Genomic DNA, 14,386 nt, shown 5'->3' with positions numbered 1-14,386 from the left:
CAGCGGGCGGCGGCTCACCGGGGGCCGTCCTGGGGGGCGTCCTGGGGGCCGTTCTGGGGGGCGCGGCCGGGGCCGGCGGGTCCGGCGAAGGCTTGGGCGATGTCCAGCCACCGGTCGGCGTCGGGGCCGGTGGCGGTCAGGGCGAGGTCGTCGCGGTGGGCGCGCTGGGTCACGAGCAGGCAGAAGTCGAGGGCCGGTCCCGTGACGCGCTGTCCGGCGTCGGGCGGGCCGTACGTCCAGGGGCCGCCGCCGTCGGGCGCGAGGAGTTCCACCCGGAACTCCGCCGCGGGCGCCGGCAGGCCGCGTACCGCGTACACGTAGTCGCGGGCCCGTACGCCGATCCGGGCGACGTGGCGCAGCCGGGCGGTCGGGGTGCGGAGTACGCCGAGGGCGTCGGCGACGTCCTGGCCGTGGGCCCAGGTCTCCATCAGGCGGGCGCCGGCCATGGAGTTGGCCTTCATCGGCGGCCCGTACCAGGGGAAGCGGGCGTCGGCCGGGGCGGCGGCGAGGGCTTCGTCGAGGGCGGCCCGCCCGTCCCGCCAGCGGGCGAGGAGCTCGGCGGGCGGGAGCGCGGCGCCCTCTGCCGCGCCCTCGTCGACGAAGCTGTCGGGGGCCTTGAGGGCCTCCTGCACGAGCTGTCCGAAGCCGTCGGGGTCGGTGAGGGAGAGCAGCGAGGCCCGGTCGGTCCAGTGCAGGTGGGCGATCTGGTGGGCGAGGGTCCAGCCGCTCGCGGGGGTGGGCCTCGCCCAGTCGACGGCGGGCAACTCCCCTACCAGGGAGTCCAGTTCACGCCCCTCCTCCCGGAGGTCGGCGAAGACGGCGACGGCGGACGGATCGGGCACGTTTGCGCTCCCCTGCTCGGCGTGAGGGGAAGCCTGGCACCCGCCAAAGAAACAATCAAGCACGCTTGCATGATTTTCTGAGGACCCGGACAACTTCACTACAGAACATCAACAGGTCTTCGCAGCAAGTGAATTGAGCCAGCGAACACCTTCCACAGTCAGCCTGGAGACAGCCTTCGCTCGTCCCGGTGATCCCCGGCATGGCCTCTGCCCGTCCCGGACATACCTCCCGTCGAGGGACCGGGGGTCCCAGGCACGGGGGGAACTCCATGATCGACAGCGCATGGGCGGGGTTGCTCGACGAAGGAGTCGAGCGGCTCTACGCGCCACGCACCCGGATGCTGCGCCAGGGAGATGACGGCACGCATCTCCTCGCTCTCACCAGCGGGATCGTACGGATCGTGCTGGGCAAGGCGGACGGTACGGACCTCTGGCTGGCCCACCGAGGACCTGGATCCCTGCTGGGTGAGATGTCCGTACTCAACGGTGGGGTACGCAACGCCCATGTGATCGCGGTCAGTCCGTGCACGACGGTCATGGTGCGATCCGATCGGTTCCTCCGTCGTTTCGAGCAGGGCCGGCTCGCCTCTGTGCTCTACCGCCAGCTGCTGGCGAAACAGCACGAACTCGACGTCGAGCAGGGTGAACAACGGGGCGTGCCCGTGAAGGTCAGGCTGGCCGTGTTCCTTCTCAGGCTCGCCGATTTTTCGGCTTCGCCGCACATCACCGGCTGGACTCATGCGGAACTCGCCAGGGCGGTGGGAGCTTCACCCGGCGCCGTCAAGCCCGTGTTGAAGGCTCTTCGGGCCGCGGGCGCGATCGACACCCGCCGCTGTCTGATCACTGTCACAGACTCGGCGGCTCTGCGCGCCCTGGCCGGAGCGGCCCGCGTCTGATCCACCACCCCGGAGTGTGCGACCACCGTCACACTCCGGGTGGTCAGTACTGCCCCTTGGCCCTGGGCGCATCCGCGCATGCTCGGAACCGGCCGCACTCGTGGCACACACCACCACTCGCCTCCTCCAGGAGATTCGCCATGCCCGCATCGTGGCTCGAAAGCAGTCCGCTGCCTCCGCACGTGGCCGTACTGGCCGTCGACGCCGTTGGTTTCACCCGTCTGCCGGCTTCGCTGCAGGCCTCCACCAGCGCACTGATCCAGGAACTCGTAGGGATCGGACTCGCGACGGCAGGACTCGGCGAACTGTGGGACACCCGGCGGTTTCCCTCGAACACCGGTGACGGGGTCGTGTTCGGCTTCGGTCCGCACCTCCTCCCCTACGTCCTCTGGCCTTTCTTCGACACGTTCGATGAAGTGCTCGGGCGACACAACGCCACCACGCCCGCATCTCGGATCCGCCTCCGCGCCGCCGTCCACGTGGGTCCGCTGCCCGACTCCGGCCTTCCCGGCGACGGCAACGGCACCGTACGCAACGACACCCACAGGCTGCTGGACTGCACTCCGCTCCGGAAGGCCCTTGAACGCACGACCGCGGAGGCCACCAACCTGGCGGCGGTCATTTCCCAGCGCGTCTACGAAGACGTGGTGCTGAGCGGATACACCGGACTGCACCCCGACCGCTGCACCCGGGTTGACGCCACTGTGCCGGACAAGGGTTTCTCCCAGCCCGCCTGGCTCTACGTGCCCCGGCCGTCCGGAGCCTTCCTGCACTACGAATCCCACCCGGCGGGACCGTCCCGACCTGCGGCAACCAGTCACAAGGGCGTGCCTGACCAGGACTCTCCCTCAGCACAAGTCCTCCCCCCGCAAGCATCCGGGAACTCGCAGCACGTGGGTACCGGTGTGGCCCTCGTGGGGAACGTGTCGGGTGACTTCCACTACGTCCCCGAGGCCCGGAAGCCGTGACCCAGCACGTGGCCCACGGTGTCGCCATCCACGGCGACATCGGCGGCGATCTCGTCTTCTACGGAACCGGCGACGTCTGGCCCAGGCCGTCCGGCAGTGTGCCGGACGGCCCGCTCTCGACAGGATGCCGCACCGAATTCGCGACAGCGCTGTATCGCCTTGCTCAGGCATGCCTGCAGGCATCGGAGGAGCTGTCGCGCGTGTTTCCCGACCGAGGAGCGAACCCATGGCAGTGATTCGTTTCAACCAACTCTTCGACACCATCGCGGAGCGCGTCACGGACACTTCGCAGGCGCCACTCATCCTGGAGGTGACCACCGCCGAGGGCCTTCTGAGGCTCACACCCCCGACGGCACGGAGCGTCCTGTACGGGCCCGATTCCAGCGAACCACTGCGCGGCGCCGTCTGGCGGCAGGCGGTACTGGCCGCCCAGGAGAAGGGGTCGGCGGGCGATGAGCCCTGGCAATTGCTCGCCGTGTGGCTGGCGCTCCCGGGCCTGTACCGCACGATCCGCACGGCGGCGTCGCGCTTCCGTACCGACCACTCCGACCTCCAGGCCGAGGCCGTGCTGACGCTCCTCGAAGCACTGGAAACGCTCCACCCGGACGGGCACGATCTGGGCGGAACGCTTCTGAAGGCCGCGAGCCGGCGGGTCTGGGCCCTGGCCTCCCAGTCCGCCAAGGAGAAGTGTGTGGCGGACCTCGCGGCGATCGCTGCTGCCCGCCTCGCCGACGTACCGGCCGCGGCGGACCTGCCTCCGGAAGACGCCTGGCAGCTGGACATCGAGCCGCCCGCTCTTCCCGACAGGCTCTGCGCACCGATCCGGTTCACCACCTCCGCCTCCAGGATCGAGGGACAGCGGCTTGGTGCGCTGGCGCAGCGGCTCGACCTGCGGCACATCGTCCACCGTGCCCGTCGGCCCGGTGAGGGAACGCTGATCGGAACCTTGTCCCTGCGACCGTCCGGAGCACGTCGATGAGCGAGCGCAAAGGCCCCCCGTTGTCGTTCGCGGAGGCCTTCGACCTTCCCCTGACCATGGATCTCCGCACGGCCGCAAGGGCGTTCGGAGTCTGCCCCGGCACCGCCTACAAGCAGATCCGCCTAGGCCGTTTCCCGTGCCCGGTGCTGCGCCTCGGCCGCCGGTACCGCATCCCCACGTCCTCGGTCCTGCGCGTCCTCGGGATCGAGGAAAGGCCCATCTACGCCGTCGACCTGGAGTCGGGTGCCGGCTACGCCACAGACCACGAAACGGAGCAGCGTCCATGAGCATCATGACCACGGCCGTCTCGGCCGCCCCGGCCGAACCCGGGCCCGGCCAGACCCCCGTTCTCGGCAAGTGCTTCGTCATCGGCCCCATCGGCGACAACCTGGCCGAACCCGGCAGCGCGGCGGCGAAGGCGTACGAGGACGCTCTCGACGTCTTCGAGAAGGTGATCAGGCCCGCGTGCGAACGCTTCGGCATCCACCCGGTCCGGGCTGACGAGATCGCCGATGCCGGGGAGATCACCGAGCAGATCTGCCATCACATCCTGAAGGACGATCTCGTCATCGCGGACGTCGGAGGCGGCAACCCCAACGTCATGTACGAACTGGGCCTGCGCCACATGACGGGCATGCCCACCATCCACATCGGGGAATACGGGCAGCTGCCGTTCGACATCGCCCCGATCCGTACGATCCGGTTCACCCGCACACGCAGTGGACTCGTCGACGCCCGCAGGAACCTGGAGAAGGCCCTCAAGGAAGGCATCGACAAGGGGTTCGGACTACTGACGCCCGCCAGGATCCACCGGGGTCTGCAGACCGTCGTCTCCGTACCGGAGGAAGACGGTGAACCGGATGGATCCACGGATGCGGAAGCTCCAGGGCTGATCGAGCGCTTCGTCGCGATCGAGGAGCAGATGGATGCGCTGACGGAGGACACGACCGCCATGACCGAGGCGCTCGTCCGCATCACCGAGGCGACCGAGGCGGCCGCACCGGAAATGGAGCGGGCCAACCAGCCGGGTTTCCCCCTCAAGGCCCGCATGCCGCTGCTCGTGAAGTACGCGTCATCGATCGGCGGCCCCGCAGCAGACCTGAAGGATGGTGCGAAGCGGTTCGCCGAACGGATGGTCGAGATCGACACCGCCGTGCATGCAGCGCTGAATTACCACCAGTCCACCCCGCCCGGCGAACGCAGTGAAGGGGAGAAGCAGTTCGTCAGCAGTCTCATCGGCACGGCCGAGGGGACCCGGCAGGCCATGGAAGGCATCACGGCGTTCGGAGCCGCGATCAATTCCATGATCGGCATGAGCCGGGAGCTACGCGGCCCGGGCAAGGACATCGCCAGCGCCCTCAAGCTCGTCAGCGGCGTCGTCGATCGCATCGACACCTGGGAAAGGCGTGCACTGGAGCTCGCCTAGAAGCTTCCGATGAGGCCTGGCCGTTGAACGGTCGGGCCTCACCGCGGCCGTGTGTTCTCGCCAAGCAGCACCGAAGCCCCCACCTCGCAACGAAGCCGAGGCGCGAGCCCGCCGCCAGCAAGGCGGCGCCCCACCGGCCTCCGCGTGGGATGGAGGGTTTCGGTCGAGGGGCCGGAAGTCCGCGGGGTGGTTGCGGTGACGCGTCGATACTGGACGTTCCGCTCCGGGACCCGAGCGTGCGCAGCCACATCCGAACACGTCCATGTCACTCGACGAAGAGGATGCACCGACGTGAACCGAGCCGCCCCGCCCACCTCGCCCGCGTACTCCCTCTACCCCGAACTCGACGCGGCCGCCCTCGGGTCCTTCGCCGCCGCCCTGGAGAGCGGTGACCCCTCCGGGCTGCCGCCCGCGCGGGCCGCCGAGGTGGAGGCCGTCCGGGCCGCCGCCGTCTTCAGCCGGGGCAAGGTGACCGGCGCGGGCGGGGTGCTGCTCGACGCCGCGCTGTGGCGGCACACCGGGTCCCGGCCGCGTCCGGTGGTGGTGATGCCCGCGCCGTGGACGAACCTGGGCTGGGTCGCGTACGCCGTGCGGGCCAGTGCCTTCGCGGCCCGCGGCTACGACGTCCTCGCCTACACGCCCCGCGGTTTCGGGGCCTCCGCCGGGCAGGCCGACATGGCGGGGCCGCTCGACGTCGCCGACGGCAGCCGGGCCCTGGACCACCTCCAGGAACGCACCGCCGGGCCCGTCACCAAGGCCGGGTTCCTCGGCACCTCCTACGGTTCCGGGATCGGCCTGCTCGTCGCCGCGCACGACACCCGCGTGGACGCGGTGGTGGCGTTCAGCACCTGGGGCGACCTCGGCGAGGCCCTCGTCGAGAACTCCACCCGGCACGTCGCCGCCGTCCAGGCCCTGCTCACGGCCGCGGCCCGGGCCCGGCTGAGCCCGACGACCGAGCGTGCCCTGGAGGACGTGCTGGCCCACCGCGACACCGAGGGCGTCCTGCGCTGGGCGGCGGAGCGTTCCCCCTTCTCGCACGTCAAGGAACTCAACCGGCGCCGGGTCCCGGTCTTCTTCTCCCACGCCTGGCACGAGACGCTCTTCCCGGCGAACCAGACCCTGAAGCTGTTCGACGAACTCAGCGGCCCCAAACGCATCGTCCTGTCCGCCGGCGACCACGCCGGCCCCGGCACCGGCGGCCTCCTCGGCCTCCCGGACCGGGTCTGGACGGACGCCCACCGCTGGTTCGACCACCACCTCCTGGGCCTCGAAAACGCCGAGGACGCGGGCCAGGTCGCCGCCGAGGTGATGTGGAGCGGAACCGTCGAGCACCGGCCGACCTGGGACGCCCTCACCCGGGAGGTACTCCGGCTGCACCTCACCGGCGGCGGGGAACTGGCCGAACTCCCCGAGGCCGGCTGGAGCGCCCGCGTGCTGTGCGGGGTCGACACCCCGGCGGCCGTCGCCCACGAGGTCGTGCGCTCCGGGTACGCGGAGATGGCGGGCCGCCCCCGGCTCTACCCGGCCGGCGACATCGACCGCGAGGTGGCCGCCGTCTGGGCCTGCGCCCCCGCCGGAGAGACGCTCCGGCTGCGCGGCGTCCCGCGCCTGCGCGTCACCTACCGGGCCGCGAACCCGGGCTCCAGCTTCGTCGCCCACCTCCTGGACCTGGCGCCCGACGGCTCGGCGCGCCTGATCACGCACGCCCCCTACAGCGACCTGGGCTCCGCCCCGGACAGCCTGATCAGCGCGGACATCGACCTCCAGGCCACCGCGTACGACGTCCCGCGCGGCCACCGCGTCCTGCTGGTCGTGGCCGGCCGCGACGCCTTCTACGCCGACGCCAACCTCCCCCGCGCCACGCTCGCCCTCACCTCCCCGGAGGCCACCCCGTCCTACCTGGAGCTCCTCCTGGGCTGACAAGCGGCGGCGCCCGGGCGGTTCAGCGGACGTTCAGCAGACCTGGCCCGGGCCCGTCGCGGCCGTGGCCCGCAGCAGGTCGCGGAGCAGGTCGAAGTCGATGCGGTCCGGGCGGCGGAAGCGCAGGCAGGCCTTGCCCATGTCGTGGCCGGCCAGGCGCTCGGCGAAGGCGTCCCGCACGTCGGTGCGCAGCAGGTAGAAGGAGACGTACTGCTTCTGGTTCGCCCAGGCGATCTCCCCGACGGGCTCGCCGGCGCGCACGTACGCGGGCATCCCGTACGCGATGACCTCCTCGAAGCCGGTCAGTTCCGTGCGGCACAGCTCCCGCAGCCGGGTCAGGGCGGCGCGGCGCGCGTCGGGGACGGCGGCGAGGTAGGCGTCGACGGGGTCCATCAGGCGGCCTCCGCCCGGCCCGCCTTCGCGGCCCGCTCGGCCGTGCCCGCCGTCCCTGCGGCCCCTGCCGTGCCTGCCTTCTTGCCGATCTGGGAGCGGACGGCGCCCATGCTGGCCGCGATGACGAGGGCGATGGCGAGGGCGTCCAGCGCCGACATGGCCTGGTTCAGGACGAGGAAGCCGGCGGTCGCCGCGATGGCGGGCTCCAGGCTCATCAGGATCGCGAAGGTCGGGGCGGGCAGCCTGCGCAGGGCCAGCAGTTCCAGGGTGTACGGGAGGACGGAGGACAGTACGGCCACGCCGAGGCCCAGGGCGAGCGTGCCGGGCACCAGGAGGGCGGAGCCGGACTCGATCACGCCCAGGGGCAGGGAGAGGACCGCGGCCACCGCCATGGCCAGCGCCAGCCCGTCGGCCTGCGGGAAGCGGCGGCCGGTCCGCGCGCTGAAGACGATGTACGCGGCCCACATCGCGCCCGCCCCGATCGCGAACGCGGCGCCCGCCGGGTCGAGGGAGCCGAACCCGAGGCCGCCCCCGCCGTGCCCGGAGAGCAGGACGACGCCGCCGAGGGCGAGGCCCGCCCACAGCAGGTTCACCAGCCGCCGCGAGACGATCACCGACAGGGCCAGCGGGCCGAGGACCTCCAGGGTCACGGCGGGGCCGAGCGGGATGCGGTCGATGGCCTGGTAGAAGAGGCCGTTCATGCCGGCCATGGCCACGCCGAAGGCGACGACCGTGCCCCAGTCGGAGCGGGTGTAGCCGCGCACCTTGGGCCGGCACAGGAGCAGCAGCACCAGCGCGGCGGCGGCCAGCCGCAGCGTGACCACGCCCGCCGCACCCGCCCTGGGCATGATCATGACCGCGAGGGCGGCCCCGAACTGCACCGAGATCCCGGCCGAGACCACCAGTGCCACCGGCCCGAACCGGGCACGGGCCGACCCCGGGGCGACGCCACCGGCGGGCACGGGTGTGGCGGGGGCGGCCGGGGTGGCGGGGGTGGTCGTCGGGGACGAGGAGGGTGCGGGCATGAATCCAGACTAAGGGGTACGTAAGGGCCGTGACGCGGTGTCCTTCCTTACACGCCCCGCACACGCCCGCCCACGCCCGCACGCGGCCCGGCTCCCCCGCACGCGCCCGCCCCGTGGCCCGGCTCCCCCGCACGGCCCGCGCCCTACAACGCCTCGGCGAGGAGTTCCGCCAGGTGGCGGGCCCGGCGGCCGGCCAGCTGGGCGATCTGGGTCCGGCAGGAGAACCCGTCGGCCAGGACGGCCGCGTCGGGCCCGGCCGCGCGCAGCGACGGCAGCAGCTGTTCCTCCGCGCACGCCACCGAGACGTCGTGGTGGCCGGGCTCGAAGCCGAAGTTGCCCGCCAGGCCGCAGCAGCCGCCGCTGAGCTCCCCGCCGAGCCCGGCCCGCTCCCGCAGCCGCCGGTCGGCGGCGTCGCCGAGGACGGCGTGCTGGTGGCAGTGGGTCTGCCCGGCAACCTTCCGGTCCAGGCGCGGCGGGGTCCAGTGCGGGGCGTACTCCTCCAGGGTCTCCGCGAAGGTGCGCACCGCCGCCGCGAGGCGCTCCGCGCGCGGGTCGCCGGGGAGCAGGGCGGGCAGGTCGGCGCGCAGGGCCGCCGCGCAGCTGGGTTCGAGGACCAGGACGGGGCCCCGTACCTCGCCGACGGCGTCGAGGGTGCGGCGCAGAACGGCGCGGGCCCGGTCCAGGCGGCCGGTGGAGGCGTGGGTGAGCCCGCAGCACACCCGGCCGCGCGGCACGGTGACGGTGAGCCCGGCCGCCTCCAGCACCCGCACGGCGGCCCGCCCGGCCTCGGGGGCGAGGTGCTCGGTGAAGGTGTCGGGCCACAGGGTCACGGTCACCGGCGGCCCCACCGCACTCCCCGCCTGAGCCGCGCCACCACGCGCCCCGCCACTGCCCCCGCCCCCGCCCCCGCGCCCCCGCCACCAGCGGGTGAACGGGACCCGCCCGATCGGGGGCAGGGGCCGCTCCCGGGTGAGTCCGGGCACGGGCAGGAGGCGGGCGGCCGCGTTGGCCAGGGGCGCCGCGCGCAGGGCCGCGATCAGCCGGAGCCAGCCCGGGAGCCCGCCCAGGAGGTAGTGGGAGAGGGGCCGGATCCGGCCCGCCCAGTGGCGGTGCAGGAACTCCGCCTTGTACGCGGCCATGTCCACGCCCACCGGGCAGTCGCTGCGGCAGCCCTTGCAGCCGAGGCACAGGTCCAGCGCCTCGGCGACCTCCGCCGAGCGCCAGCCGTCGGTGACGACCTCCCCGGCGAGCATCTCGTGCAGCAGCCGGGCCCGGCCGCGCGTGGAGTGCCGCTCCTCCCCGGTGACCCGGTAGGTCGGGCACATCACGCCCGGCCCGCCCGGCTCCGGCGTACGGCATTTCGCGACGCCGACGCACCGGGCGACCTCCCCCGCGAACGGGGTGTCCGGCAGTACGGCGAAGCGGAGGTTCTCGTCGAGGCGGGCGGGCCGCACCAGCGTCCCCGGGTTCATCCCGCCCGCCGGGTCCCACAGGTCCTTGTACGCGCCGAAGAGCCGGATCACCTCCGGGCCGTACATCCTCGGCAGCAGTTCGGCCCGGGCCTGCCCGTCCCCGTGCTCCCCCGACAGGGACCCGCCGTGGGCGGCGACCAGGTCGGCCAGTTCCTCCGAGAAGGCGCGGAAGCGGGCCACGCCGCCGGCGCTGACCAGGTCGAAGTCGATCCGGACGTGGACGCAGCCCTCCCCGAAGTGCCCGTACGGGGTGCCGCGCAGGCCGTGCTCCGCCAGCAGGGCGCGGAACTCCCGCAGGTACGCCCCGAGCCGGGCGGGCGGTACCGCGCAGTCCTCCCAGCCGGGCCAGGCCATCGTCCCGTCGGGCATCCGGGTGGCCGTGCCCGCCGCGTCCTCCCGGATCCGCCAGAGCGCCCGCTGCCCCGCCGGGTCGGTGACCAGCAGCGCGTCGAGGGCGTCGGCGCCGCGCAGCAGGGTGCGCGCGGCGCCCTCGTCGGGCATCTCCACGAACAGCCAGGCCCCGCCGCGGGGCAGCCCGGCGGCTCCGCGCACCAGGTCCTGGGCCATCCCCTCGACGGTGAGCGGCCGGTACGGGAGCAGTCCGGCGGCGGCGTCGGCGGCCGCGCCCTCGTCGGCGTACCCGAGGACGGCCAGGACGGGCGCGGGCGGGAGTTCCACGAGGCGCACCCGCGCCTGCGTCACCACGCCGAGGGTGCCCTCGCTCCCGCAGAAGGCGCGGGCGGCGCCGACGCCCCGCTCGGGCAGCAGCGCGTCGAGCGCGTAGCCGGAGATCCGCCGCGAGAAGGCCGTCTCGCCGAGGCCCGTACGGAGCACCGCGAGGTTCCCCGCGACCAGTTCGCGGAGCCCGTCGGGCGTGCCGGCCCAGCCGGTGCCGAGCCGGTGGGTGCCGCCGCCGTACGCGGCCACGGTCAGCGCGGTGACGTTGTCGGCGGTGGTGCCCCAGGCCACGGAGTGGGCGCCGCAGGCGTTGTTGCCGATCATCCCGCCGAGGGTGCAGCGGGAGTGCGTGGAGGGGTCGGGCCCGAAGGTCAGCCCGTACGGGCGGGCCGCGTCGCGGAGCCGGTCGAGGACGAGGCCCGGCTGGACGACGGCGGTCCTGGCCTCGGGGTCGAGGGAGACGAGGGCGTTCATGTGCCGGGTGAGGTCGAGGACGATCCCGGTGCCGGTCGCCTGCCCGGCGATGGAGGTGCCGCCGCCGCGCGGTACGACGGGTACCCCGGCGTCCGCGCAGATCCGCAGGGCGGCCGTCACGTCGTCGGCGTCGCGCGGGGTGACCACGCCCACCGGGACGCGCCGGTAGTTCGAGGCGTCCATGGTCACGAGCGCGCGGGCGGCGGCCCCGAAGTCGACCTCCCCGCGCAGGTTCTCCCGCAATGTCCGTTCGAGTTCCCCGGATGTCGTCACGGCGCCCACCCTGCCACCGCGCCGGGGTGTCTCATCCGCTGGACGCGCTTCCGGTCCCCGGTCCGGGACCCGATACGCTCCGCTCGTGGCTGAGATCCAGATTCCCGCTGACATCAAGCCCGCCGACGGACGCTTCGGCGCGGGCCCCTCCAAGGTGCGGACCGAGGCGCTGGACGCCCTCGCCGCCACCGGTACCTCCCTGCTCGGAACCTCCCACCGCCAGGCCCCGGTCAAGAACCTGGTCGGCTCGGTGCGCGAGGGCCTGCGGGACCTCTTCTCCCTTCCCGAGGGCTACGAGGTGATCCTGGGCAACGGCGGCTCCACCGCCTTCTGGGACATCGCGACCCACGGGCTGATCGAGCGGAAGTCCCAGCACCTGACCTTCGGCGAGTTCTCCTCCAAGTTCGCCAAGGCCGCGAAGCTCGCGCCGTGGCTGGACGAGCCGTCCGTGATCTCGTCCGAGCCGGGCACGCACCCCGAGCCGGTCGCCGAGGCGGGCGTGGACGTGTACGCGTACACGCACAACGAGACCTCGACGGGCGTCGCGGCGCCGGTCGAGCGGGTCGCGGGCGCCGACGCCGGTTCGCTCGTTCTGGTGGACGCGACCTCGGGCGCCGGCGGCCTGCCGGTGGACATCACCGAGACCGACGTCTACTACTTCGCCCCGCAGAAGTCCTTCGCCTCGGACGGCGGCCTGTGGCTGGCCGCGTTCTCCCCGGCGGCCCTGGAGCGCGCGGCCCGCGTGCACGCCTCCGGCCGGCACGTCCCGGAGTTCTTCTCGCTGCCGACGGCGATCGACAACTCGCTGAAGAACCAGACGTACAACACCCCCGCGCTGTCGACGCTGTTCCTGCTGGACCAGCAGCTGCGGTGGATGAACTCCCAGGGCGGCCTGGAGTTCACGACCGGCCGTACGGCGGCCAGCGCGCGCAACCTGTACGGCTGGGCCGAGGCCTCGAAGTACGCGAGCCCGTTCGTCCAGGACGCCGGCAAGCGCTCCGCCGTCATCGGCACGATCGACTTCTCGGACGACATCGACGCGGCGGCCGTCGCCAAGGTGCTGCGCGCGAACGGCATCGTGGACACCGAGCCCTACCGCAAGCTCGGCCGCAACCAGCTGCGCGTCGCGATGTTCCCGGCGATCGACCCGGCGGACGTGCAGGCGCTGACCGCGTGCATCGACTACGTGATCGAGCAGCTCTGACCGGTCGGGCCGACGCCCCTCACCCGCAGCATCCGGAACCCCCGTCGCCGTCGCAGGCGCCGGGGGTTCCGGCGTTCCCGCACGCCGCAACGCCCGCACGCACGCACGCCGGGACGCCGGGACCTTGGTCCCAAAAATCGGGGCAAAGAGCCCGTCAACGGATGATCCACACCCGCCTTCCGGCCTGCGCCTTTGCCTCCCGGGACCTTCGGCAGGGCCCGGTCCGGCCCGCGACGCCCCCTGCAACCAGGCGCACGGGATGTCCCTCATGTCTGGTGTGCCGGGAAAAAGCCCGGCCCGTTCAGGAGGAATCACATGCGCAAGGCACTCACCATCTCGGCGATCGCCCTCGCCTCGTCGATGGCCCTCGGCGGCGCCGCCACCGCTTTCGCCGCCGGCTCCCCGGCGTCCCCCGCTCCCTCGGCGAGCGCGAGCTCCACGCCCGAGCCCTCCCGCGCTTCCCTGTCGGTGCCCGCCTCCCCGGTCAAGCCGGGCGACTCCGTCACCCTGTCCATGGAGGTCCCGGACGGCTCGACGCACCTCTCCGTGTCCTCCGCGGCCCTCGTCGACGTCAAGATGACCGACGGCAGGGGTGTCAGCGCCAAGGTCGCCGACGTCAAGGACGGCAGCTACGGCGTCTCCCTCGTCGGCACCGGCCCCGACGGGAAGAAGATCCAGGCGAGCGCGCAGCTGCACGTAGAGGCGGGCTCCAAGCCCACCCCGGCGCCGTCCACCCTCCAGCTGTCCAAGGACTCCGGACACCCCGGCGACAAGATCACCGTCACGGTGAAGACCTCCGAAAAGGACGCCTCCGTCAAGTCCCTCGCCTTCGCGGGCGGCCAGGTGAACCTGAAGGGCGACGGCAAGGGCACCTTCACCGGCACCGCCACCGTCGCCCAGGACGTCAAGTCCGGCTACTACGCCGTCGACGCCTACGCGGGCGGCAAGAAGTTCGACACCGTGAAGTTCTCCACCGAGGCCAAGGGCACCCCGGACGTGAAGCCGGACGTCAAGCCGGACGTCAAGCCCCTCCAGCCGCTGCGCCCGAGCGAGCACAAGATCCCCAAGGGTTCCGTGAACACCGGCCAGGCCCCCGCCGGCCCCGTCACCGGCTCCGTCACCGGCTCCGAGACCGACCGTGGCTGACCGGACCCCCCGCCGCCCCTCCCGCCAGGACGGCCGCCGCGCACGCCGCACGGCCGCCCTGGCGGGGGCCTCGGCCCTCGCCGCCGTCCTCGCCACCGGCTGCTCCGCCGGCGCCGCGACGGCGAAGGACGCCCCCGCCCGCGCGACGGCGGCCTCCTCGCTGGCCCCGTCCGTACCGGACCGGATCAAGATCCCCGGCATCAAGGTCGACGCCCCCCTCGACACGGTCGGCCTGGACCCCCAGGGCGTCATGCGGGAGCCGGACTTCGCCAAGCCCGACGACGCGGCCTGGTACCGGCAGGGCCCCACCCCCGGGGAGCCCGGCGCCGCCGCGATCGTCGGCCACATGGACACCCCGCAGGCCCCGAAGGCCGTCTTCTTCAACCTCAGGGAACTGAAGAAGGACCAGCGGATCGAGGTCCACCGGACCGACGGCACCACCGCCGTCTTCGCCGTCGACGAGGTCGACACCTTCAAGAAGGACGCCTTCCCCACCGACCGGGTCTACGGCGACACCCACGGCAAGGCCGAACTGCGCCTCGTCACCTGCGGCGGCGACCTCACCCCGGACCGCCACTGGGACGCCAACGTCGTCGTGTTCGCCCACCTCACGGGCAAGGCGTAGCCCCGCACGCGATACCTTCAGCAGTTCGGGGCAGGCGCGGAAGGTTCCGGGCCGGGCGAGTTCTT

The 14,386-nt window shown here is 72.9% G+C and carries 14 protein-coding genes; 10 read left to right on the top strand and 4 right to left on the bottom strand.

What is annotated here, in order from left to right:
* Positions 1-14: 14 nt before the first annotated feature.
* Positions 15-842: a TIGR03084 family metal-binding protein gene (locus AC07B0_RS23060; protein WP_478898824.1), complete on the bottom strand. Its 828-nt coding sequence runs from the start codon at positions 840-842 to the stop codon at positions 15-17.
* Positions 843-1,111: 269 nt separating this feature from the next.
* Between AC07B0_RS23060 and AC07B0_RS23055 the strand changes: the two genes are divergently transcribed.
* The 7 genes from AC07B0_RS23055 to AC07B0_RS23025 all read left to right on the top strand — a co-directional run bounded on the left by AC07B0_RS23055 (position 1,112) and on the right by AC07B0_RS23025 (position 7,031).
* Entirely contained in the window at positions 1,112-1,738 is a 627-nt protein-coding gene (locus tag AC07B0_RS23055) for a Crp/Fnr family transcriptional regulator (RefSeq protein ID WP_478898823.1), read from the top strand.
* 140 nt (positions 1,739-1,878) lie between these two features.
* Positions 1,879-2,706 carry a hypothetical protein gene (locus AC07B0_RS23050; protein ID WP_478898822.1) on the top strand — a complete coding sequence of 276 codons (828 nt, stop codon included), beginning with the start codon at positions 1,879-1,881 and terminating at the stop codon, positions 2,704-2,706.
* Positions 2,703-2,942: a hypothetical protein gene (locus AC07B0_RS23045; RefSeq protein WP_478898821.1), complete on the top strand. Its 240-nt coding sequence runs from the start codon at positions 2,703-2,705 to the stop codon at positions 2,940-2,942. The genes AC07B0_RS23050 and AC07B0_RS23045 overlap by 4 nt, the downstream gene beginning before the upstream one ends.
* Entirely contained in the window at positions 2,933-3,685 is a 753-nt protein-coding gene (locus AC07B0_RS23040) for a hypothetical protein (protein WP_478898820.1), read from the top strand. Before AC07B0_RS23045 ends, AC07B0_RS23040 begins: the two co-directional genes overlap by 10 nt.
* Positions 3,682-3,972, top strand: a complete 291-nt coding sequence (locus AC07B0_RS23035) for a helix-turn-helix domain-containing protein (protein WP_478898819.1) — start codon at positions 3,682-3,684, stop codon at positions 3,970-3,972. Before AC07B0_RS23040 ends, AC07B0_RS23035 begins: the two co-directional genes overlap by 4 nt.
* Positions 3,969-5,111, top strand: a complete 1,143-nt coding sequence (locus AC07B0_RS23030; RefSeq protein ID WP_478898818.1) for a hypothetical protein — start codon at positions 3,969-3,971, stop codon at positions 5,109-5,111. Before AC07B0_RS23035 ends, AC07B0_RS23030 begins: the two co-directional genes overlap by 4 nt.
* A gap of 291 nt (positions 5,112-5,402) precedes the next feature.
* A complete protein-coding gene (locus tag AC07B0_RS23025) occupies positions 5,403-7,031 on the top strand; it encodes an alpha/beta fold hydrolase (protein ID WP_478898817.1) in 1,629 nt (542 codons plus the stop codon).
* Positions 7,032-7,064: 33 nt separating this feature from the next.
* Here AC07B0_RS23025 and AC07B0_RS23020 read toward each other — a convergent pair whose 3' ends face one another.
* From AC07B0_RS23020 to AC07B0_RS23010, 3 genes are all read right to left on the bottom strand, one after another.
* Entirely contained in the window at positions 7,065-7,424 is a 360-nt protein-coding gene (locus tag AC07B0_RS23020) for an iron chaperone (RefSeq protein ID WP_356875851.1), read from the bottom strand.
* Positions 7,424-8,449: an EamA family transporter gene (locus AC07B0_RS23015; protein ID WP_478898816.1), complete on the bottom strand. Its 1,026-nt coding sequence runs from the start codon at positions 8,447-8,449 to the stop codon at positions 7,424-7,426. Before AC07B0_RS23015 ends, AC07B0_RS23020 begins: the two co-directional genes overlap by 1 nt.
* A gap of 143 nt (positions 8,450-8,592) precedes the next feature.
* Positions 8,593-11,460, bottom strand: coding sequence for an FAD-binding and (Fe-S)-binding domain-containing protein (locus AC07B0_RS23010; protein WP_478898815.1), 2,868 nt, complete (start codon positions 11,458-11,460; stop codon positions 8,593-8,595).
* On the opposite strand from AC07B0_RS23010, the gene serC reads away from it, so the two are divergent.
* The 3 genes from serC to AC07B0_RS22995 all read left to right on the top strand — a co-directional run bounded on the left by serC (position 11,432) and on the right by AC07B0_RS22995 (position 14,321).
* Positions 11,432-12,550, top strand: a complete 1,119-nt coding sequence (gene serC / locus AC07B0_RS23005; protein ID WP_467296548.1) for a phosphoserine transaminase — start codon at positions 11,432-11,434, stop codon at positions 12,548-12,550. The genes AC07B0_RS23010 and serC overlap by 29 nt on opposite strands.
* A 315-nt stretch (positions 12,551-12,865) precedes the next feature.
* The gene (locus tag AC07B0_RS23000) at positions 12,866-13,696 is read left to right on the top strand and encodes a hypothetical protein (protein ID WP_478898814.1); all 831 of its coding nucleotides are present in this window, start codon (positions 12,866-12,868) and stop codon (positions 13,694-13,696) included.
* Positions 13,689-14,321 (top strand): class F sortase, encoded by a 633-nt coding sequence (locus tag AC07B0_RS22995; protein ID WP_469380629.1) that lies wholly within the window; start codon positions 13,689-13,691, stop codon positions 14,319-14,321. The genes AC07B0_RS23000 and AC07B0_RS22995 overlap by 8 nt, the downstream gene beginning before the upstream one ends.
* Positions 14,322-14,386: the final 65 nt, after the last annotated feature.

The sequence above is a fragment of the Streptomyces sp. NPDC044704 genome (assembly GCF_056433525.1).
This window is presented reverse-complemented; position numbering and strand designations above follow the sequence as displayed.

What these genes read in the sequence shown, in the direction of transcription:
- AC07B0_RS23055 (WP_478898823.1), top strand. Translation starts at nt 1,112, where the DNA reads ATGATCGACAGCGCATGGGCGGGGTTGCTCGACGAAGGAGTCGAGCGG.
- AC07B0_RS23000 (WP_478898814.1), top strand. Translation starts at nt 12,866, where the DNA reads ATGCGCAAGGCACTCACCATCTCGGCGATCGCCCTCGCCTCGTCGATG.
- AC07B0_RS23035 (WP_478898819.1), top strand. Translation starts at nt 3,682, where the DNA reads ATGAGCGAGCGCAAAGGCCCCCCGTTGTCGTTCGCGGAGGCCTTCGAC.
- AC07B0_RS23020 (WP_356875851.1), bottom strand. Translation starts at nt 7,424, where the DNA reads ATGGACCCCGTCGACGCCTACCTCGCCGCCGTCCCCGACGCGCGCCGC.
- AC07B0_RS23040 (WP_478898820.1), top strand. Translation starts at nt 2,933, where the DNA reads ATGGCAGTGATTCGTTTCAACCAACTCTTCGACACCATCGCGGAGCGC.
- AC07B0_RS23010 (WP_478898815.1), bottom strand. Translation starts at nt 11,460, where the DNA reads ATGTCAGCGGGAATCTGGATCTCAGCCACGAGCGGAGCGTATCGGGTC.
- AC07B0_RS23015 (WP_478898816.1), bottom strand. Translation starts at nt 8,449, where the DNA reads ATGCCCGCACCCTCCTCGTCCCCGACGACCACCCCCGCCACCCCGGCC.
- AC07B0_RS23030 (WP_478898818.1), top strand. Translation starts at nt 3,969, where the DNA reads ATGAGCATCATGACCACGGCCGTCTCGGCCGCCCCGGCCGAACCCGGG.
- AC07B0_RS23050 (WP_478898822.1), top strand. Translation starts at nt 1,879, where the DNA reads ATGCCCGCATCGTGGCTCGAAAGCAGTCCGCTGCCTCCGCACGTGGCC.